Annotated in this window: 25 protein-coding genes, 4 tRNA genes and 1 pseudogene; 21 read left to right on the forward strand and 9 right to left on the reverse strand. The window is 57.8% G+C overall.

Annotation, left to right across the window (positions count from 1 at the left end):
* Nucleotides 1-13 precede the first annotated feature (13 nt).
* The 5 genes and pseudogenes from ACIQU2_RS26240 (at nt 14) to ACIQU2_RS26260 (ending at nt 2,113) form a co-directional block, all read left to right on the forward strand.
* Nucleotides 14-1,253 (forward strand): annotated as a pseudogene (locus tag ACIQU2_RS26240) (aspartate kinase).
* A gap of 186 nt (nt 1,254-1,439) precedes the next feature.
* Nucleotides 1,440-1,628: a carbon storage regulator CsrA gene (csrA, locus tag ACIQU2_RS26245; RefSeq protein WP_002554426.1), complete on the forward strand. Its 189-nt coding sequence runs from the start codon at nt 1,440-1,442 to the stop codon at nt 1,626-1,628.
* Nucleotides 1,629-1,690: 62 nt separating this feature from the next.
* Nucleotides 1,691-1,781 (forward strand) — tRNA-Ser (locus tag ACIQU2_RS26250).
* 107 nt (nt 1,782-1,888) lie between these two features.
* Nucleotides 1,889-1,965: transfer RNA gene (locus tag ACIQU2_RS26255), tRNA-Arg, on the forward strand.
* A 71-nt stretch (nt 1,966-2,036) separates the two neighbouring features.
* Nucleotides 2,037-2,113, forward strand: a tRNA-Arg gene (locus ACIQU2_RS26260).
* Between the two features lie 19 nt (nt 2,114-2,132).
* On the opposite strand, the gene ACIQU2_RS26265 is transcribed toward ACIQU2_RS26260, so the two are convergent.
* Nucleotides 2,133-2,651, reverse strand: a complete 519-nt coding sequence (locus ACIQU2_RS26265; protein WP_403145071.1) for a cell envelope protein SmpA — start codon at nt 2,649-2,651, stop codon at nt 2,133-2,135.
* A gap of 319 nt (nt 2,652-2,970) precedes the next feature.
* On the opposite strand from ACIQU2_RS26265, the gene mgtE reads away from it, so the two are divergent.
* On the forward strand, nt 2,971-4,413 hold the full coding sequence (mgtE, locus tag ACIQU2_RS26270) for a magnesium transporter (protein ID WP_347802278.1): 1,443 nt from the start codon (nt 2,971-2,973) through the stop codon (nt 4,411-4,413).
* 102 nt (nt 4,414-4,515) lie between these two features.
* Here mgtE and ACIQU2_RS26275 read toward each other — a convergent pair whose 3' ends face one another.
* Nucleotides 4,516-4,842 carry an Arc family DNA-binding protein gene (locus tag ACIQU2_RS26275; protein ID WP_003178899.1) on the reverse strand — a complete coding sequence of 109 codons (327 nt, stop codon included), beginning with the start codon at nt 4,840-4,842 and terminating at the stop codon, nt 4,516-4,518.
* A gap of 385 nt (nt 4,843-5,227) precedes the next feature.
* Between ACIQU2_RS26275 and phnN the strand changes: the two genes are divergently transcribed.
* A complete protein-coding gene (gene phnN, locus ACIQU2_RS26280; protein ID WP_403145073.1) occupies nt 5,228-5,800 on the forward strand; it encodes a phosphonate metabolism protein/1,5-bisphosphokinase (PRPP-forming) PhnN in 573 nt (190 codons plus the stop codon).
* Here phnN and ACIQU2_RS26285 read toward each other — a convergent pair.
* Both ACIQU2_RS26285 and ACIQU2_RS26290 read right to left on the reverse strand, forming a co-directional pair.
* Nucleotides 5,775-5,954: a PA3371 family protein gene (locus tag ACIQU2_RS26285; protein WP_347802277.1), complete on the reverse strand. Its 180-nt coding sequence runs from the start codon at nt 5,952-5,954 to the stop codon at nt 5,775-5,777. The genes phnN and ACIQU2_RS26285 overlap by 26 nt on opposite strands.
* Nucleotides 5,955-5,976: 22 nt before the next feature.
* Nucleotides 5,977-6,210 (reverse strand): hypothetical protein, encoded by a 234-nt coding sequence (locus ACIQU2_RS26290; protein ID WP_403145076.1) that lies wholly within the window; start codon nt 6,208-6,210, stop codon nt 5,977-5,979.
* Between the two features lie 292 nt (nt 6,211-6,502).
* Here ACIQU2_RS26290 and ACIQU2_RS26295 point away from each other — a divergent pair.
* The 5 genes from ACIQU2_RS26295 (at nt 6,503) to ACIQU2_RS26315 (ending at nt 12,235) form a co-directional block, all read left to right on the forward strand.
* A tRNA-Arg gene (locus tag ACIQU2_RS26295) sits at nt 6,503-6,579 on the forward strand.
* Between the two features lie 338 nt (nt 6,580-6,917).
* The gene (locus tag ACIQU2_RS26300) at nt 6,918-8,522 is read left to right on the forward strand and encodes a response regulator (protein WP_347802275.1); all 1,605 of its coding nucleotides are present in this window, start codon (nt 6,918-6,920) and stop codon (nt 8,520-8,522) included.
* Nucleotides 8,519-9,211: a sensor histidine kinase gene (locus ACIQU2_RS26305; protein WP_403145079.1), complete on the forward strand. Its 693-nt coding sequence runs from the start codon at nt 8,519-8,521 to the stop codon at nt 9,209-9,211. Before ACIQU2_RS26300 ends, ACIQU2_RS26305 begins: the two co-directional genes overlap by 4 nt.
* Before the next feature lie 335 nt (nt 9,212-9,546).
* A complete protein-coding gene (locus ACIQU2_RS26310; RefSeq protein WP_403145105.1) occupies nt 9,547-10,788 on the forward strand; it encodes a glutamine synthetase family protein in 1,242 nt (413 codons plus the stop codon).
* A 70-nt stretch (nt 10,789-10,858) separates the two neighbouring features.
* Nucleotides 10,859-12,235, forward strand: coding sequence for an MFS transporter (locus ACIQU2_RS26315; RefSeq protein WP_403145080.1), 1,377 nt, complete (start codon nt 10,859-10,861; stop codon nt 12,233-12,235).
* Between the two features lie 65 nt (nt 12,236-12,300).
* On the opposite strand, the gene ACIQU2_RS26320 is transcribed toward ACIQU2_RS26315, so the two are convergent.
* From ACIQU2_RS26320 to flgA, 4 genes are all read right to left on the reverse strand, one after another.
* Nucleotides 12,301-13,047: a flagellar regulator YcgR PilZN domain-containing protein gene (locus ACIQU2_RS26320; protein ID WP_347802272.1), complete on the reverse strand. Its 747-nt coding sequence runs from the start codon at nt 13,045-13,047 to the stop codon at nt 12,301-12,303.
* Nucleotides 13,048-13,138: 91 nt separating this feature from the next.
* Complete coding sequence (locus ACIQU2_RS26325) at nt 13,139-13,606, reverse strand: flagella synthesis protein FlgN (RefSeq protein ID WP_129437607.1); 468 nt, start codon at nt 13,604-13,606, stop codon at nt 13,139-13,141.
* 48 nt (nt 13,607-13,654) lie between these two features.
* Nucleotides 13,655-13,981, reverse strand: coding sequence for a flagellar biosynthesis anti-sigma factor FlgM (flgM, locus tag ACIQU2_RS26330; protein ID WP_123368749.1), 327 nt, complete (start codon nt 13,979-13,981; stop codon nt 13,655-13,657).
* A 151-nt stretch (nt 13,982-14,132) separates the two neighbouring features.
* Nucleotides 14,133-14,894: a flagellar basal body P-ring formation chaperone FlgA gene (gene flgA / locus ACIQU2_RS26335; protein ID WP_403145084.1), complete on the reverse strand. Its 762-nt coding sequence runs from the start codon at nt 14,892-14,894 to the stop codon at nt 14,133-14,135.
* A gap of 82 nt (nt 14,895-14,976) precedes the next feature.
* Between flgA and ACIQU2_RS26340 the strand changes: the two genes are divergently transcribed.
* Together ACIQU2_RS26340 and cheR are read left to right on the forward strand one after the other, a co-directional pair.
* Complete coding sequence (locus ACIQU2_RS26340; protein WP_129437603.1) at nt 14,977-15,909, forward strand: chemotaxis protein CheV; 933 nt, start codon at nt 14,977-14,979, stop codon at nt 15,907-15,909.
* 46 nt (nt 15,910-15,955) lie between these two features.
* Entirely contained in the window at nt 15,956-16,783 is an 828-nt protein-coding gene (gene cheR, locus ACIQU2_RS26345; protein ID WP_008147958.1) for a protein-glutamate O-methyltransferase CheR, read from the forward strand.
* A 129-nt stretch (nt 16,784-16,912) separates the two neighbouring features.
* Here the strand turns inward: cheR and ACIQU2_RS26350 are convergent, their stop codons facing one another.
* The gene (locus ACIQU2_RS26350; protein WP_403145086.1) at nt 16,913-17,065 is read right to left on the reverse strand and encodes a hypothetical protein; all 153 of its coding nucleotides are present in this window, start codon (nt 17,063-17,065) and stop codon (nt 16,913-16,915) included.
* A 60-nt stretch (nt 17,066-17,125) separates the two neighbouring features.
* Here ACIQU2_RS26350 and flgB point away from each other — a divergent pair, with 60 nt between their 5' ends.
* From flgB to ACIQU2_RS26385, 7 genes are all read left to right on the forward strand, one after another.
* Nucleotides 17,126-17,533 (forward strand): flagellar basal body rod protein FlgB, encoded by a 408-nt coding sequence (gene flgB / locus ACIQU2_RS26355; protein ID WP_403145088.1) that lies wholly within the window; start codon nt 17,126-17,128, stop codon nt 17,531-17,533.
* A 3-nt stretch (nt 17,534-17,536) separates the two neighbouring features.
* Nucleotides 17,537-17,980, forward strand: a complete 444-nt coding sequence (gene flgC, locus ACIQU2_RS26360; protein ID WP_007899122.1) for a flagellar basal body rod protein FlgC — start codon at nt 17,537-17,539, stop codon at nt 17,978-17,980.
* 15 nt (nt 17,981-17,995) lie between these two features.
* A complete protein-coding gene (gene flgD / locus ACIQU2_RS26365) occupies nt 17,996-18,718 on the forward strand; it encodes a flagellar hook assembly protein FlgD (protein WP_403145091.1) in 723 nt (240 codons plus the stop codon).
* 31 nt (nt 18,719-18,749) lie between these two features.
* Nucleotides 18,750-20,054: a flagellar hook protein FlgE gene (gene flgE, locus ACIQU2_RS26370; RefSeq protein ID WP_403145094.1), complete on the forward strand. Its 1,305-nt coding sequence runs from the start codon at nt 18,750-18,752 to the stop codon at nt 20,052-20,054.
* 235 nt (nt 20,055-20,289) lie between these two features.
* Nucleotides 20,290-22,026, forward strand: a complete 1,737-nt coding sequence (locus ACIQU2_RS26375) for a type I secretion system permease/ATPase (protein ID WP_403145097.1) — start codon at nt 20,290-20,292, stop codon at nt 22,024-22,026.
* Nucleotides 22,026-23,336: an HlyD family type I secretion periplasmic adaptor subunit gene (locus tag ACIQU2_RS26380; RefSeq protein WP_403145100.1), complete on the forward strand. Its 1,311-nt coding sequence runs from the start codon at nt 22,026-22,028 to the stop codon at nt 23,334-23,336. The genes ACIQU2_RS26375 and ACIQU2_RS26380 overlap by 1 nt, the downstream gene beginning before the upstream one ends.
* 57 nt (nt 23,337-23,393) lie before the next feature.
* A partial coding sequence (locus ACIQU2_RS26385) for a calcium-binding protein (RefSeq protein WP_403145102.1) occupies nt 23,394-24,553 on the forward strand: 1,160 nt, incomplete at its 3' end.

Below are 24,553 nucleotides of genomic sequence, written 5' to 3' on the forward strand. Positions count from 1 at the left end.
AGGCGGCTTTGAAATGGCTTTGATCGTACAGAAATTTGGAGGCACCTCGGTCGGCACTGTCGAGAGAATCGAGCAGGTCGCCGACAAGGTTAAGAAATTCCGCGAGGCCGGCGATGACCTGGTGGTTGTGCTGTCTGCAATGAGCGGCGAAACCAACCGTCTGATCGATCTGGCCAAGCAAATCAGTGGCGACGGCCAACCGGTTCCTCGTGAGCTGGACGTGATCGTCTCCACCGGTGAGCAGGTGACGATTGCGCTGTTGGCCATGGCGCTGATCAAGCGCGGCGTGCCAGCGGTGTCCTACACCGGCAATCAGGTGCGGATTCTGACGGACAGCGCTCACAATAAAGCGCGTATCTTGCAGATTGATGACCAGAAGATTCGTGGCGATCTGAAGGCTGGTCGTGTGGTTGTTGTCGCCGGTTTCCAGGGCGTCGACGAGCACGGCAACATCACCACCCTCGGTCGTGGCGGTTCCGACACCACCGGCGTGGCGCTGGCGGCAGCCTTGAAGGCTGACGAATGCCAGATCTACACCGACGTCGACGGCGTCTACACCACCGACCCGCGTGTGGTGTCCGTGGCTCAGCGCCTGGACAAGATTACCTTCGAAGAGATGCTGGAAATGGCCAGCCTCGGTTCCAAGGTGTTGCAGATCCGTGCGGTGGAATTCGCCGGCAAGTACAACGTTCCGCTGCGCGTACTGCACAGCTTCAAGGAGGGTCCGGGACCTCATTACTATTGATGAAGAGGAAACCATGGAACAGCCGATCATTTCCGGCATCGCTTTCAATCGCGATGAAGCCAAGCTGACCATCCGTGGCGTGCCAGACACCCCGGGTGTGGCGTTCAAGATTCTTGGGCCGATCAGCGGCGCGAACATCGAAGTCGACATGATCGTGCAGAACGTTGCGCACGATAACACCACCGACTTCACCTTCACCGTGCATCGCAATGACTTCCAGGCAGCGCAAACCGTGCTGGAAAACACCGCTCGCGAGATCGGTGCCCGTGAAGTCGTTGGCGATATCAAGATTGCCAAGGTGTCGATCGTCGGTGTCGGCATGCGCTCCCACGCAGGCGTGGCCAGCCGCATGTTCGAATCCCTGGCCAAGGAAAGCATCAACATCCAGATGATCTCGACCTCGGAAATCAAAGTCTCCGTAGTGATCGAAGAGAAGTACCTGGAACTGGCTGTGCGCGCTCTGCACACAGCTTTCGAACTGGACGCGCCGGCCCGTCAGGGCGAGTGATGCGTTTGCCAAAGGGCGCGGTCTGACCGCGCCCTTTGTTTTTTTGAATGGTGCGACTCGAGGCTGTTCTTTTGCTCGCGCTAGTCAATACTCAGGCATGTAGGGCTGCGATCGTTCAGGTTGTAGGTCGAGTGCCTTTTTTTTGCAGACTGTTGTCCCTGAAATGAAATGCGTGAGGAGAAAGGTATGCTGATTCTGACTCGTCGGTGTGCAGAAAGCCTGATTATTGGTGATGGCGAAATCACCGTGACCGTGCTCGGCGTCAAAGGAAATCAAGTGCGTATCGGTGTCAACGCCCCGAAAGAGGTTGCGGTCCACCGTGAGGAAATTTACCTGCGTATAAAGAAAGAGAAGGACGAAGAACCAAGCCATTAATTTTTATCGTTTTTTATGTTTGCAAACGGGGAAGAAGCTGGTTAATATACGCCCCGTGTTGCGGAGAGCTGGCCGAGTGGCCGAAGGCGCTCCCCTGCTAAGGGAGTACACCTCAAAAGGGTGTCGGGGGTTCGAATCCCCCGTTCTCCGCCATTATTTGCGTAGTACGTTGTAATCTAGCTTCTTCGGTAAGTGTTTGAAATTACTAGAAAAAGTGCTTTACATAGAGATTAAACGGCCTATAATGCGCGGCAACAAATGCACTCGTAGCTCAGCTGGATAGAGTACTCGGCTACGAACCGAGCGGTCACAGGTTCGAATCCTGTCGAGTGCACCATTTAAGGGTTGTTTGCAGTAATGTGAATGACTTGGCTTCAACCAGTTGTGATCTGGTATAAAAACACAAATGCACTCGTAGCTCAGCTGGATAGAGTACTCGGCTACGAACCGAGCGGTCACAGGTTCGAATCCTGTCGAGTGCACCAAACAACAAAAAGCCCGCGTTTAACGCGGGCTTTTTGCCGTCTGGGATTTGGCTTTTCCTTTGGTGCATCCTCTCTCATCGAACTCGACGTGTGCGCTACGACCTCGCTGGGTGTCGTAACGGTAGCTCGTGGTCGAATTGCGAATACTGATCTTGTCTGGCTTGCCAAGGGCACTCTCGACGTCCTGCTGACTCATGCCGGCGACAACCCGCTGATTGATGATGGCTTCGCGGCGCTCTCTGGCGCTGATGAGGTTTCCACATTTGTCCTCGGTCTTGCCTACGACAGTCGGATCTCTCCTTTTGATTTTCATACCTGATGTTTCGCGATTCTCGGATTCCGGCATGAGAGCGGTCGTGCTGCCCGGTGTGAAGGTGCGGACATCCTGCAGCGTAAGGCTGTCTCCGGCCGTACAGCTCAACGTCGTGAAGGTAATGCGCCCGTTGGCCGCCTCGCAGCGGTGAACGGTCGTGGCAAGCGCCCAGGGCGACGGGCAGAGCAGGGTGATCAACAAAAAACAAGGTGCATTTGATGGCATTAAACGTCCTCCATGACGGTCCATCTGAAGGGTAGTCGTTACATTTTTCGGCTGTGGTGTGTTTTCTTTTCAGGATGAGTCGTCGCAGTTTGATGGATCAGGCAGCGCTCAGGTTTGTCTTGCAAGCGCTTGTTTCAGCCGCGATTTTTTAACGTTTTAAACCGTCGGGCGGTGTATCATTGCGCCCGTCAGCCCCGCCGGGGCTTGTGGAATACCTCCATGGACTTACCCAGTAGTTACTCAGTACCCCGTTTTTCCAATCATGAATTGACTGATTGATCCTTCCGGCGTGCCCCGCTGCTGGGAGTGGAGTTCGCCTATGTCTGAAGTTGAAGTAAAGAAAACGCAGGAAAGCTTGCAGGACCGCCTCGCTCAAGTTGTTGAGCTGCTGCAGCGTCAGCGGGTGGTCGAAGACCTGACTCACCGCCAGGAAGGTCCGCATCACGACCGGGTCGAGAACCTGGTTCACCGGCAAAACCTCGTCGAGTTGCAACGCAAGCTCGATGATTTGCACTCCGCCGACGTCGCCTACATCCTTGAAGCCTTGCCGCTGGACGATCGTCTGACGCTCTGGCAATTGGTCAAGGCTGATCGCGACGGCGACATTCTGCTCGAGGTGTCCGATTCGGTTCGTGAAACGCTGATCGCCGACATGGACGATCACGAGCTCCTGGCTGCCGCCAAGGACATGGATGCCGACGAACTTGCTGACCTGGCCTCCGAGCTGCCGCGAGACGTCGTCCACGAGCTGATGGAAACCCTCGACGGTCAACAGCGGGAGCGCGTCCGCTCTGCGTTGTCCTACGACGAGGAACAGGTCGGTGCGCTGATGGATTTCGAGATGGTGACGATCCGTGAGGACGTCAGTCTCGAAGTGGTATTGCGTTACCTGCGCCGCCTCAAAGAGCTGCCTGGCCACACGGACAAACTGTTCGTGGTCGATTACGACGGTGTGCTCAAGGGCGTGCTGCCGATCAAGCGTTTGCTGGTCAACGATCCGGAAAAACAGGTTTCCGACGTCATGGCCAGCGACCCGGTGAGTTTTCATCCGGACGAAGACGCCTATGACGCTGCTCAGGCGTTCGAACGTTACGACTTGATCTCGGCGCCCGTGGTCGACAAGAACGGCAAGCTGATCGGCCGTCTGACCATCGATGAAATGGTCGACTTGATCCGTGAAGAGAGCGAAAACGAAGTTCTCAACATGGCGGGTCTGCGCGAAGAAGAAGATATTTTTGCGTCAGTCTGGAAATCCCTGCGTAACCGTTGGGCCTGGCTGGCAATTAATCTGATCACCGCGTTCATCGCATCTCGGGTGATCGGTCTTTTCGAGGGCTCCATCGAGAAATTGGTGGCGTTGGCGGCACTGATGCCGATCGTGGCGGGTATCGGTGGCAACTCGGGTAACCAGACGATCACCATGATCGTTCGGGCCATGGCGCTGGACCAGGTCAGCACCGGCAATACTTCGCGCCTGATGCGCAAGGAGTTGGCGGTAGGTCTGATCAATGGCCTGGTCTGGGGTGGTGTGATCGGTGTCGTCGCCTATCTGCTGTATGGCAGTTGGTCTCTGGGGGTGGTGATGACCGCTGCCATGACGCTCAACTTGTTGCTGGCGGCATTGGCGGGGGTGTTGATTCCCATGACCCTGGCGCGGCTTGGGCGCGATCCTGCGATGGGCGCCAGTGTGATGATCACCGCCATGACGGACAGCGGCGGGTTCTTCATCTTCCTCGGGTTGGCGACGATCTTCCTGCTCTGATTTTGCCTGTTGTTAAAAGCCCGCCAATCGGCGGGTTTTTTATGCCCGAATTTCAGGCAAAAAAAAGCCAGCGATTAAGCTGGCTTGAACTTTCGGATGAAATCAGGAAGCGTCTGCGGCCATTTCGGCATCATGCGCAATCAGCGAAACAAGTGCGTTCTGCTGACGGTGGGAGAGTTGGCGGAAGCGTTGCAGCAGTTCACGTTCGTGCAATGACAGCTCCGGGCTGTCCAGGCGCATGCTCAATTCTTCGCCCAACGCGCCTTCCTGAATAAGGCTTTGCTCAAGGCGCGCGATGATTTCGGAGTTCATGCTGCGATGATGATTGCGAGCCACCTCGGCAATGCGTTCACGCATTCCGTCTGGCAGACGTACGACGAACTTGTCAGCCGTACGGCTGGAATAAATTGCCTGTTTCAATGGGCGCATATATTTAACCGGTTAGTTCAGGGGAGCGGTTCTCGGGATTGGCCGCAGGATGTCTGATAGGACAAGCGGTCTGGCCAAATGTTCAACCTGAATTGATAAAGGCTCGCATCATGCCTCAAAGTAGCCAGTTCGTTGGCGTCAATTCTGTGACAAATATTGAACTGGATAAAGGCGTTATGCCAGCACCAATTATCAGAAATGCGGACTGGTTTGAAAAGTTTGCCCTGGTCCGTATTACTGACCGCCTCCTCTTGCCGACAGGTGATGTCCTGGGACGCCTGAAGGCGCATGCTGTGCAGATTCGATCAGTGTTCCTTACTTGTACAGGATAGTGGCAATTGGCCGATTTACTAGGGGAAGACGTGCAGTGCGAGGTGATTTCAAGATGGATGGCAGGCTGATTTACTTGATGGGGCCTTCTGGGTCCGGCAAGGACAGCCTCATCGAAGCCGCTCGAGAGCCGTTGCAGACGCTCAATTGTGAAGTGGTGCGTCGGGTCATCACGCGTTCGGCCGAATCAGTGGGCGAAAATGCGATTGGTGTTTCCCGGGAAGAGTTCGAGCAACACAGAGTCGAGGGCGATTTCGCGCTGTGCTGGAACGCCAATGGCCTGGATTACGGTATTCCGATCGAAATAGATCAATGGCTCAATGACGGTCGGCATGTCTTGGTCAACGGTTCTCGCGGCCATCTGGCTCAGGCGCTGCACCAGTATCCAACGCTGTTGCCGGTTCTTTTGACGGTCAAGGATGAGGTCCTGCGAGAGCGCCTGCTGCGCCGTGGTCGCGAGAGTTTTGCGGAGATTGAAGCAAGGCTGCATCGCAATGGGTTATTCACGACAGAGGGTTCAAACGGAGATACGTGGATCCATCGACTCGACAATTCAGGTGAACTGACCACCACTGTTGCCAATCTGCTGGACCTGTTGAGGATTAACGCAGTACCGGATCGAACTTGATCTTGCGCCCGGCAATCAGCGCCAGCACAAACAGCGCACCGAACACGCCGCTGGCGATCAAAGGCAGGGTGAGGACCGTATCCTGGAACACTGACAGATGAAGAATGCCGCTCAGTAAGGCGAGGATGAAAAACCCTGCGGCTGATTTGGACATGCGGTGCTCCTGATGGGGTGATTCAAAATACCAAACGTTCTGAAGACTGAGCCGGCAGCAGAATGCCTTCCTGGCTCACCTCTTGGCTGACAAAGCTGCGCTGGTCGCTCATAACCGCCAGTTGAGGCGCTCTTTGCACCTGAAGGTAATGAGGCATTCGTTGAGCAACCGGCTCAACACCGCTCTCGGGGACAAAATGAAAGCCCAACAGAATCGCCAGAGCGATCGCGTTCGAGAGTAAAAGGGTGCTGTTCATGAGGCTTGCCTCCGATGTTCTTCGAGAACAGCTAAAGCAGCCCGCATGCCAAGAGTCTAACGGTAATTAAATCCTTTAAAAACAATGAATTAAGATATTTCCCAGAAGTGCCTGCATTGCATTTTGCAATGATGGCTTTTTGCGGTGATGCAATTTGCACGGTAAACAAAGCCACGCTCCTGCGAGGCGTCTGCCTACACTTAAAAAGCCCAACGGACGACATGACAAAAGCAGGCCTGCCCGTTAACATGCACGCCGTCCATTGCACCGCGTTTCTTCGTGGTCGATCTGTGTCTCAGTAGCTCAATTGGATAGAGCATCCCCCTCCTAAGGGGAAGGTTGGCAGTTCGAACCTGCCCTGGGACACCATTAATTCGTACCTCTTCGGTCACCTTCTGACAGGGCATGTTCTCCTCGTCAGCAGGTAGCGCCAAGAGGCAAAAAAAGCCCCGCCGGGCAATTCTCCGGCGGGGCTTTTTTTATTCTGTTGTCGCGGCTAGTCGAGATTGTCCCCTTCGACTTTGCCAATTGAAATACTCGCCTCGGTCATACGCCTTCGTCCATTTGCCTGATAGCTACGTTCGACACCTTCGAAATCAGATCTTATTTAGCGCGTACTGAGCGGTATGACTTCTCAAGGGAACGCCACTACTGGCCGATAACCCGAACAGTCATGGTCTTCTTCTTAAATTGCCTGGAAATCTTCGATGCTGTCGTATCACCAAAAGCGTTTTTTGATCGTCGATGATTTCTCGGATTTCCGCAGTTCCGTCAGGTCCATGCTGCGCGAGCTGGGCGTCAAGGATGTCGACACCGCCGATTCCGGTGAGCAGGCGCTGCGGATGTGTTCGCAGAAAGCCTACGATTTCATCCTGCAGGACTTTCACCTGGGCGATGGCAAGAAGAACGGTCAGCAGGTGCTTGAAGACCTGATGATCGAGAAGCTGATCAGCCATGAGGCCGTGTTCGTCATGGTCACCGCCGAGACCAGTCAGGCGATGGTGCTCAGTGCGTTGGAACACGAACCCGATGCGTACCTGACCAAACCGTTCAACCGTTCCGGCCTGGCTCAACGCCTGGAGCGGCTGGAGCAACGCAAGACCTTGCTCAAGCCGATTCTGCAGGCCCTTGACCGGGGCAAACCGGTTGAAGTGCTCAATGCCTGCATCGCCTTGTGCAAACAAGACATCCGCTACTCGCCGTTGTGCCTGCGCTACCGCGCCGATGCCTTGCGCGACCTGAATCAGAACGAGGCGCTGGAGCGTCTCTATGACAGCATCATTGCTGATCGACCGTTGCCGTGGGCGTTCGCCGGGTTGGGCAAGTTGCTGTTCAAACGTGGCCAGGTCGGTCAGGCCAAGGGCGTCTATGAAAAAGCCCTGAAAGTGTTCCCTATGATGCCGGCGCTCTACGACGGCATGGCTGATGTGCTGGTCGCCGAAGGCGACACCAAGGCGGCCCAGAATGTGCTGGAAGAGGCGATCCGCTTGTCGCCGCTGGCGGTGCGCCGGCAAGCGCAGCTGGGCAAGTTGGCGATGGCCAACGAAGATTTCGACACCGCCTCCAAAGCCTATCGCCAGGCCGTGGCACAGGGCGCGCAGTCACGTTTCAAGGATGCGGAGAGCAACCTTGGCCTGGCCCATGCCTTGATCAGTAAAGGCAGCGAAAAAGGTCTGGATACCCGGACTCGACTGGAAATCAACACGACGCTGAGTGCGGTGGCCAAGGAAAACCCTTCCGACCCGGGTCTGCAGATTCGTGCGCGATTGATGAAAGCCACCAGCCTGCTGCTCAACGATGCCGAAACTGCCGAGAAGCTCACCGAGCAGGCGATGATGCGCCTCGATGGCATGGAACAGTTCATGAGCGCCGAAGCGGCGCTGCTGGTGGCCAAGCAACTGCAGATGCTCGGGCAGGCCAGCGCCGGTGCCTCGATGTTGAAAAACTGCGCGGAAATCTACGGCGACGACCCGACGGTGATGAAGGGCATCGCCAAGTTGACCGACGATCCGACCATTCTCAACTCCGGCAACGCCGCTGCGGACCTCAACCGTCAGGGCGTGCGGGTGTACAAGACCGGCAACCTGGTGGAGGCGCGGCAGGTGTTCCGCAAAGCCCTGGCGCTGCAACCCAAGAACATCAGTATCGCGCTGAACATGGCGCAGTCGCTACTGCACGGCACCGACACCAATGTCCCTTCGGCGGAGCTGGAGGAATGTCGGACGTGCCTGAAAATGGTCGGCCTGATGCCCGACACCGATGCGCGTTTTCCCCGTTATCAGAAGTTGCGAAGCAAGGCGTTTGGCGAATGAACAACAGCAAACAGGCACTCGATTTTTCCACGGTGATTGCCTCCACCGTGCACGACATGAAGAACTCCCTGGCGATGCTGATGCAGGCCCACAGCCAATGGTTGGCGCGCTTGCCGGATCCGCAGCAGCACACCCCGGAGCAGGGTGTGATCGAATTCGAGTTCGCGCACCTCAATGGCATGCTGGTGCAGTTGCTGGGGCTGTACAAACTCGGGGTCAACCAGATGCCGCTGCAACCGGCCTACCATGAACTGGATGACTTCATCGAAGCGCAATTGGCCTGCCACCAGGACGTGTTTGCCAGTCGCGGCATCATGGCGACCTATGAAGTGGATCCGTTGAGCCCTCTGGGTTTCTTCGACCGGGAGCTGATTGCTTCGGTGCTGGGCAACAGCATCAACAACGCCATTCGTTACGCCCGTCACGCGGTATTGATCGGCGTCAGCGATGAAGCGGGGCAACTGGTGCTGACCGTCAACGACGATGGCGAGGGTTATCCACCCGAGATGATCGCGCGTCAGGCCGATTACGTGCAGGGCATCAACCACAGCAGCGGAAGCACTGGCCTGGGCCTGTACTTTGCCGGGCGGATTGCCGCTCTTCATCAGCGCAATGGCGTGGGCGGTCGCACCGAAATCAGCAATGGCGGCCCGCTGGGTGGCGGCGTGTTCAGCCTCTATCTGCCCTGACGGGCACCTCCCCCGTAGAAGCTGGCGAAGCCTGCGATCTTTTGATCTTGCCTTTAAACAGCAACGTCAAAAGATCGCAGGCTGCGCCAACTCCTACCAGATTGTGGTGGCCGTAAATCAAAGGTGTTCAGCCAATGATTTTCTTTTTGTGTGCTGCTTGATATTCCGAACAGGCGGAGCCTATTTTGTACGGGTCGCCGTTCGCGGCTCGCACAACAACAAAGGATTGCGTCATGACAACCGATGGCCATCGCTCACTCGCACAGCGATTGACGGGCATTGATGAGATTGAATGTGTCACGCCGGATTTGAATGGCGTACCCCGTGGCAAGGTAATGACCGCCGAAGGCTTTCTCGAGGGGCGGCGTTTGCAGATGGCGCGGGGGGTGCTGCTGCAATGCATCATGGGCGGATATCCGCCAGCGCGCTTTTACGGCAGCGATGATGGCGACCTGGCGCTGGTGCCCGACCCTACACAGATCCATCGCTTGCCGTGGAGCCAGCAGCCGCGAGCCTTGGCCATTTGCGATGCGGACGAGTTGACAGGCGAAAGCTCGTCTCTGTCGACCCGCGGCCAACTCAAAGCCGTGATCGCGCGTTACGCGGCCCTCGGCCTGGCGCCGGTGGTGGCGACCGAGCTGGAGTTTTTTGTCTTCGCGCCCAATACCGACCCGACTCAACCGTTCCAGCCGCCGCTGGGCCTGGACGGTCGTCGCGAGGACGGTCATTCGGCGTTCAGTGTCAGTTCCAATAATGGTTTGCGGCCGTTCTTCAGTGAAGTCTACGTCTGCATGGCGGCCCTGGGCTTGCCGCGCGATACCTTCATGCACGAGATGGGCGTCAGCCAGTTCGAGATCAACCTGCTGCACGGCGATCCGCTGCTGCTGGCCGACCAGACACTCCTGTTCAAACATCTGCTTAAAGAAGTCGCGCTCAAGCATGGCCTGACCGTGGTTTGCATGGCCAAGCCGCTGGCGCACACGCCGGGCAGTTCGATGCATATTCACCAGAGCATCATCGAGATCGGCAGCGGGCGTAACGTGTTCAGCGACAAGGCTGGTGAGCCGACCGCGACCTTCCGTCATTTCATCGCGGGTCAGCAGGCCGTCATGGCGGATTTCACTGCGTTGTTCGCACCGAACGTGAACTCGTATCAGCGCTTGTGCCATCCCTTCGCATCACCGAATAATGCCTGCTGGTCCCACGACAACCGTGCGGCCGGATTGCGTATTCCAGCCAGTTCGCCCGCCGCTCGTCGGGTCGAGAACCGCTTGCCGGGGGCTGATGCAAATCCTTACCTGGCGATCGCCGCCAGCCTTGCCGCAGGGTTGTATGGCATTGAACACAAACTGGAGCCGAGCGAGCCGATCCAGGGTGAATTCGAAGTGCCGGACAATCTTTCGTTGCCGTGTACCTTGCATGCTGCTCTTGAGCGTCTGAAACGTAGCCAATTGGCGAAGGAACTGTTTGGCAAGGAGTTCATCGAAGGCTACATCGCCTCGAAGACCATGGAGTTGACCAGCTTCTTTGATGAAATTACTCCCTGGGAGCGGCGTGTTTTAGCGGCCCAGGCCTGACGATCCATCGTCTTCGGGCTATCTTTTCGGGTAGCCCGATTCTCACTGCAAGGAGCCGCTCGGAACGCCGATGCGCCAAATCTGGAAACCCTTTCGAGCGCTTTATTTTGCCTCGCTGATGATGTTGATCGGCTCTGGCCTGTTGAGTACTTACCTGGCCTTGCGCCTGGCCGCCGACCGCGTCGACAGCCTGTGGGTCGGTGCGTTGATGGCGGCCAACTATTTCGGCCTGGTGTTGGGTGGCAAGATCGGTCATCGGCTGATTGCCCGGGTCGGGCATATTCGCGCCTATTCGGCCTGCGCCGGGATTGTCGGCGCGGCGGTGCTGGGCCATGGCCTGGTGGACTGGTTGCCTGCCTGGATCTTCCTGCGGGTCATCGTCGGCCTCGGCATGATGTGCCAATACATGGTCATCGAAAGCTGGCTCAATGAGCAGGCCGAAGCCTCGCAGCGCGGAACGGTGTTCAGCGGCTACATGATCGCCTCGTACCTGGGGTTGGTGCTGGGTCAGTTGATTCTGGTCATGCACCCGAGCCTGGGCCTTGAACTGCTGATGCTGGTCGCCTTGTGCTTCGCGCTGTGCCTGGTGCCGGTGGCCCTGACTCGCCGGATTCACCCGGCACCGTTGCACCCGGCACCGATGGAGCCGCGGTTCTTTATCAAGCGCGTGCCGCAATCCTTGAGCACGGTGCTGGGGGCGGGACTGATCATCGGTTCGTTCTACGGTCTGGCACCGCTGTATGCCTCACAGCAGGGGTTGTCCACGGAGCAGGTCGGTCTGTTCATGGGTAGCTGCATTTTTGCGGGCTTGCTGGTGCAATGGCCGTTGGGCTGGCTGTCCGACCGTTATGACCGGGCGCTGTTGATCCGCTGTTTTGCGCTGGTCCTGGCGCTTACCGCGTTGCCGCTGGCAATCATGCAGCAGGTGCCGCTGGAGATTTTGTTTATCACCGGGTTCTGCTGTTCGCTGGTGATGTTCTGCCTGTATCCGCTGGCGGTGGCATTCTCCAACGACCACGTCGAGGGTGATCGCCGGGTGTCCCTGACAGCGATGCTGCTGGTGACCTACGGTGTCGGCGCCAGTATCGGGCCGCTGGTGGCCGGGGTGCTGATGAAGCTGTTCGGCAGCCACATGCTCTATGCCTTCTTCAGCTTCTTCGCGTTGGTGCTGGTGTGGCGGATTCGCCCGAAAGCGGTGACCAACCTGCATCAGGTCGACGATGCGCCGCTGCATCACGTCGCCATGCCGGACAGTATGTCGAGTTCGCCGTTGGTGGCTTGCCTTGACCCGCGGGTCGATGAGCAGGTGGTGCAAGACCAGATGCAGAATCCGATCAACCCTGATCCGGACCCGGACCCGGAACCCGAATCAGAGCCCGAAACCGATCCACCGCCCGAAGACCCCGATGCACCTCGCGAGCAAAGTTTTACTGAGGCCAGGCCTTAAATTCCACGCATAAAAAAACGGGCAGTCACCGCAAGGGACTGCCCGTTTTCTATTGAAGCGTCGTATTACATGTCATCTTTGTCGAAGCGCCGCGCTTCGCGCTGAAGCTGATAGACGAACCGCTCGACCTGCCGCTGCACCAGCCCGCTCATGTTGTGAAAGCGTACGCCGGCGAAGGTGGTGGAGATCCTTTCTTCGAAGTGCAGGTAACGCAGCTCGACGGGTGCCGTCATGTTGCCAAAGGGCAGGGCGGCGATGAAGCGGTCATAGACCTGGCCCAGTTGCAGGCTGCCCGTGATGTCGCCTTCGAAGCGCAACTTGCAGCCGGTGGCGGAGATGTCCAATAGCTTGCCGCTGATCGGCGACTTGAGTTTTTCACCGCCCAGATCGACGTTGACCAGTTGTGCCAGCTTCAATGCGGCACGGAATGCATTGCGACGCTGGTGGTAAACCACCTCGGCCGGCAGGGCGCCTCGGTAGCAGCGACCGCCACCGGATTCGTCGATGGTCAACGGGCCGTTGCTTTCCCAGGCAATACGCACGCCGTCGTGAAAGCCTTCGACCTTGAACGGTTCGCCGGCGAGCAGGAAGCGTTCACCATCGCGGGGAATCATTTCGTCCAGGGCGATCATGTTGCTGTCACGGTCAATGTCCACCAGATAACTCTGGAAGCGCTGGCTGCGCTCATGGAACGTGATGATCAGCGGATCATGGCTGTCTTGCAGCTGGCGCAGGTTGCTGGAGATCTCAAGGGGCGTGGTGAGCACCTTGGGTGGCTGCGGAGCATCTTCCGCGCTTAAGGCATTGAACACGGTTCATCAATCTCCAGACAAATATGACTACGGCTGGCCAGCATATTGCCAGCATGTTGCGCGTCTTGATAGTGCGCGCTTTTCAGCAGGCTCAAGCCTGACTGAGCGGGCGTGGCTTCGCAAGCATGGAGGTTGATCCGCGCGCATCATAGAGCGTTGGCGGCTCGCCGCCGTTGAGGATTTTCAGCTGATTGGCCGTCGCGGCCTGTTGCACCAGGATCGACTGGCCATTCTTGACGTTGGCCGCCTGGCACTGAGCCAGAAGATCGGTCAATACATCGCTCTGTTCCAACAGCTGATCGCCAATGCTCGAATGGCTGGCAAGTTGCTCCAGGCCGTTGCGATTGGTCGGCAGGTTGAGGCTGGCGAGGATTTCACTGCGCTTGCGGCCATGCTGATCGAGCAAAATGATCAATGCCTGTTTCTGCGCCAGAATCTCTTCGAGCAGTGGCATGTCGCGACCGTGCAAGGCGAGGGACTCGGTTTGCAGTAACTCCAGCAAGTGCTGTGCTGGAGCGAAATCGTCGGTGATCAGTTGCAGTAAATTAGTGTCGTGCATGGCTGGCCTTGGGTTTTAAGCGTCCAAAAGCCTGGCGCAGGCCTTGGCCTAGCGCTGGGCTTCGAAGTTGAGCAGTTTGCTGGCTACACGGTTGCTGTCGACTTTGTAGCTGCCATCGGCAATCGCTGCTTTCAACTCGGCCACGCGGGCGTTGTCGACGGCAGGCTGATCGCGCAGCTTGTCAGTGACCTTCTGCAACTGTTGAGCCTCATTGCTGAGATGTACCGATTCCCCGCTTTTGACGGTACTGGCCTGTTCGGCCGGGGTATTCAGCGGCGCGGATTTGCCGGTTTCGGCGGTTTCCTTCGCGGTGCTGGTACGTGTGCTACCGGTAAGTGACGAGGAACTGTTCAAACGGCTGAAATCGATGACCATGATAAAAAAACCTCTGGGTATTTGGACGCTTGCCATGTTTTCGGCCATACCCGGAAAAACTTTAGGTCCATTTATCAATGAGCTTGCGCGCGTCAGCGCTTGCCCTGCATAGGGCACAGTCTAGGGAACAGTCGAGCGGCGCGCCAGTGTTCTACATGGCCACTTCCACCTGGCCGGGCGCGGTGACTTGCGCCTTGATGACCCGCTGGGAGTTGAGGTTTTTCACCCGAATCTGTTCGCGCAAGCCGCCGTTGGACAGCGCTTCACCCGGCATGCGCACGCTGAGCGTCCCACTGCGGGCGGTAATCACCACCTGGTCGCCCTTGCTGATGACTTCTGCCTGTTCCATGTGCACCAGGGTCATGACCTGGTCGGCGACCATTGGTCGGGTAAGTTTCTGCCCGATCGCCTGGTCGACGGAAGTCAGGTAACCCTGGCTGATCAGACTGATGTCACGCTCGCGCAGGGTCACATCCTGGGGCTCGACGATACCGGCGCGTCGCAGCGGGCGGGTGGTGGTCACAATTTCGCGAAACAGGCGCACTTGAGCGGGTACGAAGACCGTCCAGGGCGACGCGCCCTCGCAGCGCACCTTGACCGTAACCCGACCCAGCGGCGTGGCCGGGCTCTCCAGGGACGCTGTCAATTCCTTGTCGCACATGGGCATGCGCAGCCGCGGATCAAGCTGCTTGACCTCGATCTCGTAGCGGCCTTCTGTTTGACTGGTGGCCAGATAGTCTTCTACGGTGAATTCAAGAAAGCCCTGAGTGACGCCGATAAGCATGTCAGGCAAGGTAACCGCGTCAGCAAGGGCAGGGCAGCCAGCGTTGAACAGGCAGACGGCCGACACCGCGCAAAGCAATTTGCGGGCGTTTGATGTCAGGCGTCGGAAAAATGTCGGTTCTGTGTTCATAAGAGTTAAAAAGCAAGCGCCGTGCCGTTTAGTGATGAATGCGCGTCGTAACACACTTAAGCGTTGGTGTAGGAGTCTGTGCATGGCTGGTGTAATGGATGCGGTAAACCAGCGCACGCAACTGGTAGGGCAGAATCGCCTTGAGCTGTTGTTGTTCCGTCTCGACGGCCAGCAGCTCTATGGGATCAACGTGTTCAAGGTTCGGGAGGTGCTGCAATGCCCCAAACTGACGCTGATGCCAAAATCCAGTCCTGTCGTGTGCGGTGTGGCAAATATTCGGGGGGCGACCATTCCGATTCTTGATCTGGCCATGGCGACCGGTTCCGGTGCGCTGAAAGATCAAAGCAATCCCTTCGTGATCATCACGGAGTACAACACCAAGACCCAGGGTTTCCTGGTGCGATCGGTGGAACGCATCGTCAACATGAACTGGGAGGAGATTCATCCGCCACCCAAGGGCACGGGACGCGATCATTACCTGACGGCTGTGACTCGGGTCGACAATCAGTTAGTCGAAATCATCGACGTCGAGAAAGTGCTGGCGGAAGTGGCGCCGACACCGGAAGCGATTTCCGTTGGCGTGGTGGATGTCGAAACCCAGCACAAGGCGCTCTCTTTGCGAGTACTGACGGTCGATGACTCGTCGGTGGCGCGCAAGCAGGTGACCCGTTGCCTGCAGACGGTCGGTGTCGAAGTGGTGGCGTTGAACGACGGTCGGCAAGCGCTGGATTACCTGCGCAAGCTGGTCGACGAGGGCAAGAAGCCGGAAGAAGAGTTCCTGATGATGATTTCCGACATCGAGATGCCGGAGATGGACGGGTACACCCTCACGGCCGAGATCCGCAGCGACCCTCGCATGCAAAAGCTTCACATCATCCTGCATACTTCGTTGTCAGGTGTATTCAATCAGGCGATGGTAAAGAAGGTCGGTGCCGATGACTTCCTTGCCAAATTCCGTCCTGATGACCTGGCATCCCGGGTAGTCAACCGGATCAAAGCAGCAGACATCAGCTAGGGGCCTTTTGCCCCTAACGGTTAATACGATTTAAGAGGCGGCATCTTTGTCTACGGGTAATTTGGATTTCGAACAGTTCCGGGTCTTCCTGGAAAAAGCCTGTGGCATTTTGCTCGGTGAAAACAAGCAGTACCTGGTCTCGAGCCGTCTCAACAAACTGATGGAACAGCAAGGCATCAAGTCCCTGGGTGAGCTGGTCCAGCGCATCCAGACCCAGCCGCGCAGCGGTTTGCGCGAGATGGTGGTGGATGCCATGACCACCAACGAAACCCTGTGGTTTCGTGACACCTATCCGTTTGAAGTCTTGAAGAACAAGGTGTTGCCGGCAGCGATCAAGGCCGCCCCTGGCCAGCGTCTGCGGATCTGGTCGGCGGCCTGTTCGTCGGGTCAGGAACCGTATTCGCTGTCGATGTCGATCGATGAGTTCGAGCGCGTGAACATGGGCCAGTTGAAGATGGGTGTGCAGATCGTTGCCACCGACCTGTCCGGTACCATGCTGACCAACTGCAAGACCGGCGAGTACGACAGCCTGGCCATCGGCCGTGGCCTGTCGCCCGAGCGCCTTCAACGTTACTTCGACCCGAAAGGGCCGGGACGCTGGGCAATCAAGGCACCGATCAAGAGCCGGGTGGAGTTTCGCTCGTTCAACCTGCTGGACAGCTACGCGAGCCTCGGCAAGTTCGATATCGTGTTCTGCCGCAACGTGCTGATCTACTTCTCCGCCGAGGTGAAGAAGGACATCCTGTTGCGCATTCACAGCACGTTGAAGCCAGGCGGTTATCTGTTCCTCGGTGCTTCCGAGGCGCTGAACGGCTTGCCGGATCATTACCAGATGGTCCAGTGCAGCCCGGGGATCATTTACCAGGCGAAGTGATTCGTTGGCGTTATCAAAAAACGGGAGTCCTCAGGGGCTCCCGTTTTTTTTGCCTGCCGCTTTTGCATCACGTAGGAGCTGCCGAAGGCTGCGATCTTTTGATCTTGATCTTGATCTTAAAAACCAAGATCAAAAGATCGCAGCCTTCGGCAGCTCCTTGGGAGCGGCGCGCGATTCAGGAAAGCGGCAGAAAAGCGGCAGGCGGCGGAAATCGGTTGCCGCTTTTCTGGCATTGCCACATTGCCACTGCCCGCAAAGCCCCGGTTTACGGGCTTTTTTCAATTGGCACGCCGCTTGCTATATCCATGTTACGAAAAATCAGGTCACCCGAAGGTTTCCGACATGAGCATCAGCTTCGATAAAGCGCTCGGTATCCACGAACAAGCCCTGGGCTACCGCGCTCAGCGTGCCGAAGTCCTGGCCAACAACATCGCCAACGCCGACACCCCGAACTACAAGGCTCGGGATCTGGACTTCTCGAAAGTGCTCGCCGAGCAGAACGAGAAAACCAAAAGCGGTTCTTTCGCCTTGAACATGACCAATAGCCGTCATATCGAAGCCGAAGGCCTGGGCAATGGCGGCGAGTCGCTGCTGTATCGCACGCCGATGCAACCGTCGATCGACCAGAACACCGTGGACGCCCAGCTTGAGCAGTCGAACTACGCGGAAAACGCCGTCGGCTTCCAAGCCAGCTTCACCCTGCTCAACAGCAAATTCAAAGGGCTGGTATCAGCTCTGCGCGGAGAGTAAGCCATGTCTCTATCCAGTGTTTTCAACATTGCCGGTAGCGGCATGAGTGCCCAGACCACTCGCTTGAACACCGTCGCCAGTAACATCGCCAACGCCGAAACCGTCTCGTCGAGCATCGACCAGACCTACCGTGCACGGCATCCGGTATTCGCCACCATGTTCCAGGGCGGCCAGAGCGGCGGCAGCGATTCGCTGTTCCAGAACCAGGATGCGGCCGGTCAAGGCGTGCAAGTGCTGGGCGTGGTCGAAGACCAGAGCAACCTTGAGGCGCGCTACGAGCCGAACCATCCGGCGGCCGACGGCAAGGGCTACGTCTACTACCCGAACGTCAACGTGGTGGAAGAAATGGCTGACATGATTTCCGCGAGCCGCTCGTTCCAGACCAACGCCGAAATGATGAACACCGCCAAGACCATGATGCAAAAGGTCCTGACCCTAGGTCAGTGATAAGGGGCGACTCAGATGAGTGTTACCGATACCACCAGTGGCATTAGCCTCAAGGACATCCTGGCCAACTCCTCGATCAAGACCAACACCAGTGCCGACGGCCTGGCGGCGGCAACGAACAGCGCCACCGGCAAAAAGGCCCTGGGCAAGGACGCGTTCCTGCAGTTGCTGGTAACGCAACTGAAAAACCAGAACCCGCTGGAACCGCAGGACAACGGCGAGTTCGTCGCCCAGTTGGCCCAGTTCAGTAGCCTGGAAGGCATCACCACGCTCAACACCACCGTGAGTGGCCTGGCGAGCAATTACAACTCGTCCCAGGCGTTGCAGGCGTCGTCGCTGGTCGGGCGTTCGGTTATTGCACCGGCCGACAAAGCGGTGGTCGATACCTCCAAGAGTTTCAGCGGCACCCTTGCCGTACCGGCGTCGGTGGACCCGGTCAAGGTCAAGATCACCGATGCCGATGGCAAGGTTGTCCGCACCATCGACCTGGGTAGCCAGAAAGCCGGTACATCCACTTTCATCTGGGACGGCAAGAACGATGCAGGCGAAGTGGCCAAGGCGGGTACCTATACCTTCGGCGCTACGGCGACCTACGACGGCAAGGCTTCCTCGCTGGTGACGTACCTGCCGGCAACGGTCAACAGCGTGACCATCAGCCAGACCGGCGGTGAGTTGATGCTCAATCTCGCCGGGGTGGGCAGCATCGCCCTGTCCAAAGTACAAACTATTGGTATGTAGAGCCGACTAACACGGCACAAAGGAGTGGAATATGTCTTTCAATATCGGCCTTAGCGGTCTCTATGCAGCCAACAAACAATTGGACGTGACCGGCAACAACATCGCCAACGTCGCGACCACCGGTTTCAAATCGTCCCGTGCAGAATTCGAAGACGTTTACTCGGCCACCAAGCTGGGTTCCGGCAGCAAAACCATCGGTAACGGCGTGCGCCTGGCCAACGTTTCCCAGCAGTTCACCCAGGGCGACGTCAACAATACCGGCAACGTGCTGGACATGGGTATCAACGGTTCCGGCTTCTTCGTGCTGAGCGAGAACGGTTCGATGTCCTACACCCGTGCCGGTACGTTCAAGGTCGACAAGGACGGTTACGTCACCAATAGCGATGGCTCTGCGCGTCTGCAGGGTTATGGCGTGGATGCCAATGGCAAGATCCTCAATGGCGTTTTGAGTGACCTGCGCGTCGATACTTCGAACCTGGCGCCAAAAAACACCTCCACGGTTTCGTCGACGATCAACCTGAACTCCACAGCTCCCATCATCAACCAGACGACCAACCCGTTTGACCCGTCCAAGGAAGCGTCCTTCACCAAACAGTTTAGTACCCCGATTTACGATACCCAGGGTAACAAGCACGTCATGGATCAATACATGGTCAAGACGGGTGACAACACCTGGAAGACCTACACCCTGATCGAGGGTCGCAACCCGGATGGCAGCGACCCTATCCTTACTCCTCCTGTCGCGTCGACCATGGCGTTCGATTCGTCAGGCAAACTGGTTTCCGTCACCACTCCTGCCACCCCTACGCCGATTGTCAGCCCTGACCTGAAAGTCACCGGCTGGATTCCGGGTACCGTGACCAATGGCGTGTGGAAAGCCAACGGCGCTGCCTCCGGCGTCGTTACGGTCTCCATGGACAAAACCTCGCAGTACAACGCTGATACCGCGCGTTCGATTCCTTCGCAGAACGGCTACGCCACCGGCCAGATCACCAACCTGACCATCGACACCAGCGGTGTGATGCTCGCCAACTTCAGCAACAGCCAGACCAAGCCCATCGGCCAGATCTCGCTCGCCAGCTTCACTAACGAACAAGGTTTGCAGCCTGTAGGCGGCACCAGTTGGAAAGAAACCTTTTCGTCGGGTATCCCGGGCTACGATGCGCCGAACACCGGGACCTTGGGCGAGATCCACTCCAACTCTCTGGAAGAGTCCAACGTCAACCTGACCAATGAACTGGTCGACCTGATTAAGGCGCAGAGCAACTACCAGGCGAACGCCAAGACCATTTCCACCCAAAGCACCATCATGCAGACCATCATTCAGATGACCTGATGTGATTTGCAGGCTCTACTGAAAACCGGCGCTACATGGCGCCGGTTTTTTTATTCCCGGGAAAAAGAAGATTTATGGATATCTACCGTTCGTCGGTGCGTCTGGTGCGGAATTTGCACTCTCGGCTGGCACAGGTCGATACGCGTCAAAGTTTCATGCGACTTGTTTGATACAGCCAGAACGCCAGTACGGCGACATGGAAGCCAAGCAAAACCCTAGGGATGGAACATCAGTGATGAGTCATAAAGCCGTCAGTGCGCCTGTCGTGGCGCTGCAATTGAAATCGGTATTGCGTCGTGGACTGATCGGCGCTGCGTTGTTTTCCGGCGTGATAAATATTCTGGCGCTGATCGGTCCGGTGTTCATGCTTGAGGTCTACGATCGGGTCATTCCAAGCCAAAGCATACCGACCCTGGTCGCGCTAGGATTGCTGGTGCTCGGCGTGTATGCGCTGTCCGGCCTGTTGGACATTGTGCGTGCCCGGGTCATGGTGCGGATCGCTTCGTCGCTGGACCTGACGCTGTCGTCAAAGGTGTTCAACGTCATCTCCGGCGCCTCCTTGAAAACCCCGATCACCGGCGACGCCTTGAAACCGGCGCAGGAGCTTGATCAGATCCGTGGCTTTATCGGCGGCCCCGGGCTGGTGGCGTTTTTCGACCTGCCGTGGATGCCGGTGTATCTGGCGGTTTGCTTCTATATCCACCCGGCGTTTGGCTGGTTGACCACCGCGCTAATGATCCTCCTGGTCGCGTTGACGATCATGACCGACCGCCAGACCCGTCAGTTGATGCAGGCCTCGGCCGATGCATTGAACAAGCGCAATCATCACGGCCAGCAGGCCCACCAGAACGCCGAAGCGCTGGCCGCCATGGGCATGGTCGAAAATGCCTCGGCCATTTGGCAAAAACACCACAGCACTTACACCACGTTGCAACGGCGTTCCGTGGACATCGGTAGCTTCTTTGGCGGGATCTCCAAGAACCTGCGGCTGGCCGTGCAATCCGGTTCCTTGGCCCTCGGTGCGTATCTGGTGATCAAAGGGGATCTGAGTGGCGGCACGATGATCGCCGCTTCAATCATCGTCGCCCGCACACTGGCGCCCGCCGAGCAAGTCATCGCCACCTGGCGCAGCCTGTTGGGCGCACACATCGCCTGGAAGAAACTGCTGGAAGTCTTCAGCTTGTTTCCCGATCAGCAGAACAAGACAGAATTGCCGGCCGCCCATTGCAGCCTGGACGTCGAAAGCATTTTTGCCGCAGCGCCCGGTGGCCAGCGGCTGACGTTGCAGAACGTCAATTTCAGCGTGGCGGCGGGCACCGCTGTCGGTGTGGTGGGGCCGAGTGCGTCGGGCAAGTCTTCATTGGCGCGCGTGCTGGTCAACGCTTGGCGACCGGCTCGCGGGCATGTGCGCCTCGACGGTGCGCCATTGGACCTGTTAACGGAACAGGCTCGCGGCACACTGATCGGCTACTTGCCACAGAGCGTGGGGTTATTTACCGGCACCGTGGCTCAGAACATCGCACGGCTGGATCCTTCAGCAACAGACAACGCGGTTGTTGCCGCTGCTCAGCAGGCGGGTGTGCACGAGCTGATTCTGCAATTGCCCCAGGGTTATGAAACCCAGGTCGGCGAGGGCGGCGTCAACCTGTCGGCCGGCCAGCGCCAACGGGTTGCACTGGCCCGAGCGTTGTTCGGCGAGCCGTTCCTGGTGGTGCTGGACGAACCCAATTCCAACCTCGATGCCGAAGGCGAGCAGGCACTGGCCAAAGCCATCCTTTCGATCAAGGCCCGGGGCGGCATTGTCGTGGTCATCGCCCATCGCACCAATATTCTTTCAGTGATCGATCAGGTGCTGATCCTGGAAAACGGCGTTCAGGTGGCCTTCGGGCCCCGAGATGCCGTGCTCCGAAGACCTGCGCCCACGCCATCGCGGCCCGCCACCAATGTCGTTGAACTGGGAGCGTCAAACTGATGCATAACGATCAAGAAAGCACCCTGACCCATTCGCTGTCCCGTCATCTGCGCCTCGGCATGATGTCGCTGGTCGTGCTGTTGGGCGGCGGCTTGACCTGGGCAATCTGCACCAACCTGTCCAGTGCGGTGATTGCTTCCGGCTCCCTCGCGGTAGAAGGCAGCGTCAAAAAAATTCAGCACCCAACCGGCGGCGTAGTGGCCGAGTTGCTGGTTAAGGAAGGGCAGCAGGTCGCGGCAGGCGATGTGTTGCTGCGCCTCGATGCCACGTTGCCGGCCGCCAGCCAGGCGATTGTCAGCAAATCCCTGAACCAGGCCTGGGCCCGTCAGGCTCGCCTGGAAGCCGAGCGCGATAACGCCGCTGAAATCACGATGCCCAAAGAGTTGCTGATGCGCATGAGCGCCGACGAAGCGCGGGCGGTGATGGCCAGCGAGCAGCAACTGTTCCTGGACCGTCGCGCGTCCCGCGAAGGGCAGAAGAAACAGCTGCGCGAACGGGTTCGACAACTCAACGACACCATCGTCGGCCACGACATGCAGCAACAAGCCAAGACCGAAGAAATCGAGCTGATCGACAAGGAATATCAGGCCGTCAAGAAGCTGTTCGACAAAGGCATGATGACCCTGGATCGGGTGAATGCCCTGGCTCGCGGTATGACCCGGTTGCGCGGCGAGCGTGGACAGCTCATGGCCTCCATTGCCGAAGCCCGGGGAAAAATCGCCGAAACCGACCTGCAACGGTTGCAGGTCGACCAGACCTTTCGCAGCGAAGTCTCCGAAGAACTACGCGACTTGCTGGCGCGTCAGGGTGAATTGGTCGAACGCGAAATCAGCGCCAACGATCAGCTCAAGCGCATCGACATCACCTCGCCGATAGCCGGCCGGGTCCAGCAACTGGCGGTACACACCGTGGGCGGGGTGATTTCCCCGGCAGAAGGCTTGATGCAGATCGTGCCGGCCGATGACGAGTTGTTGGTCGAGGCGAAAATCAGTGCCCAGGACATCGATCAGGTGTCTCTGGGTCAGGATGCCACCTTGCGCCTGAGCGCGTTCAATCGCAGTACCACGCCTGAATTGTCCGGCACGGTGGTGCGCCTCTCGGCAGATCTGATTCAGGACGAGCGCACCGGTGTCGGTTTCTACCGCGCAGGCATAAGAATCCCCAGGAGCGAAATGGCCAAACTGCAAGGGTTGGCCCTGGTGCCGGGCATGCCGGTGGAATCGATGATCAAGACCGGCTCCCGAAGCGTCATGTCTTATCTGCTCAAACCGATCAGTGATCATGCTCAGCGGGCATTCCGGGAAGGATGAAGCGCTGCGCAAGTGATGTGTTGGCTACCGATTCATCAAAAGGCAAGGAAGAAATAAATGGCAGTAATTAATGGGACATCGGGTACGGATACTCTGGTAGGCACTACGGGGGCGGATGAGCTCTATGGGTTCGAAGGCAATGACTCGCTGAGCGGCGGGGATGGCAATGATGTGCTGGACGGAGGGGCGGGTGCGGATGTCTTGAATGGTGGTGCAGGTACCGATACCGTTTCTTATGCGAACTCCACGGTCGCAGTGAACGTGAATTTGCTCACTGGAACGGGTACGGGTGGTGATGCTCAAGGCGATACCTATATAGGTATCGAGCGGGTGATAGGTTCAGCCTTCAACGATACGCTGACCGGTCACAGCCTGATTCACGTTCTGGAAGGCGGTGCCGGCAACGACGTATATGTCATCAGCAACCAAGGCGCGACCGTGGTCGAGCAGGTGGGCGGCGGTGACGACGAAGTGCGTACCCAACTCAACAATCAGGTGCTGGCGGCGAACGTCGAACGCCTGACCTTCACCGGCACCGGCAACTTCACCGGCACCGGCAACGCTTCGGATAACATCATCACCGGCGGTGCAGGCAACGATATCCTGCGCGGCGGTGGCGGCGCCGATCAGTTTATCGGCGGTGCCGGCACGGACACGGTGAGCTACAGCGACTCCAACTACGAAGCGATCACCATCAACACCAAAACCGGTGTGAACCTCGGCGCAGCTACCGGTGATACCTATGTCGGTATCGAACTGCTGGGGGGCACGCTGGGCAACGACACCTTCATCAGTGGCGCAGCCGCCGACTGGTTCGACGGCTCCACCGGCATCGATACCGTGGACTACTCCGGGTCGAGCAGCGCGGTAGACGTGAACTTCCTGACGGCCAAAGGCCTGGGTGGCGATGCACAGGGCGACACTTACTCAGGCATCGAGCGTGTCATCGGTTCAGCCTTCAACGATACGCTGACCGGTCACAGCCTGATTCACGTTCTGGAAGGCGGTGCCGGCAACGACGTATATGTCATCAGCAACCAAGGCGCGACCGTGGTCGAGCAGGTGGGCGGCGGTGACGACGAAGTGCGTACCCAACTCAACAATCAGGTGCTGGCGGCCAACGTCGAACGCCTGACCTTCACCGGCACCGGCAACTTCACCGGCACCGGCAACGCTTCGGATAACATCATCACCGGCGGTGCAGGCAACGATATCCT

Source organism: Pseudomonas sp. NPDC098740 (assembly GCF_044760065.1).
In the GTDB taxonomy this organism is placed as follows: domain Bacteria; phylum Pseudomonadota; class Gammaproteobacteria; order Pseudomonadales; family Pseudomonadaceae; genus Aquipseudomonas; species Aquipseudomonas rossensis.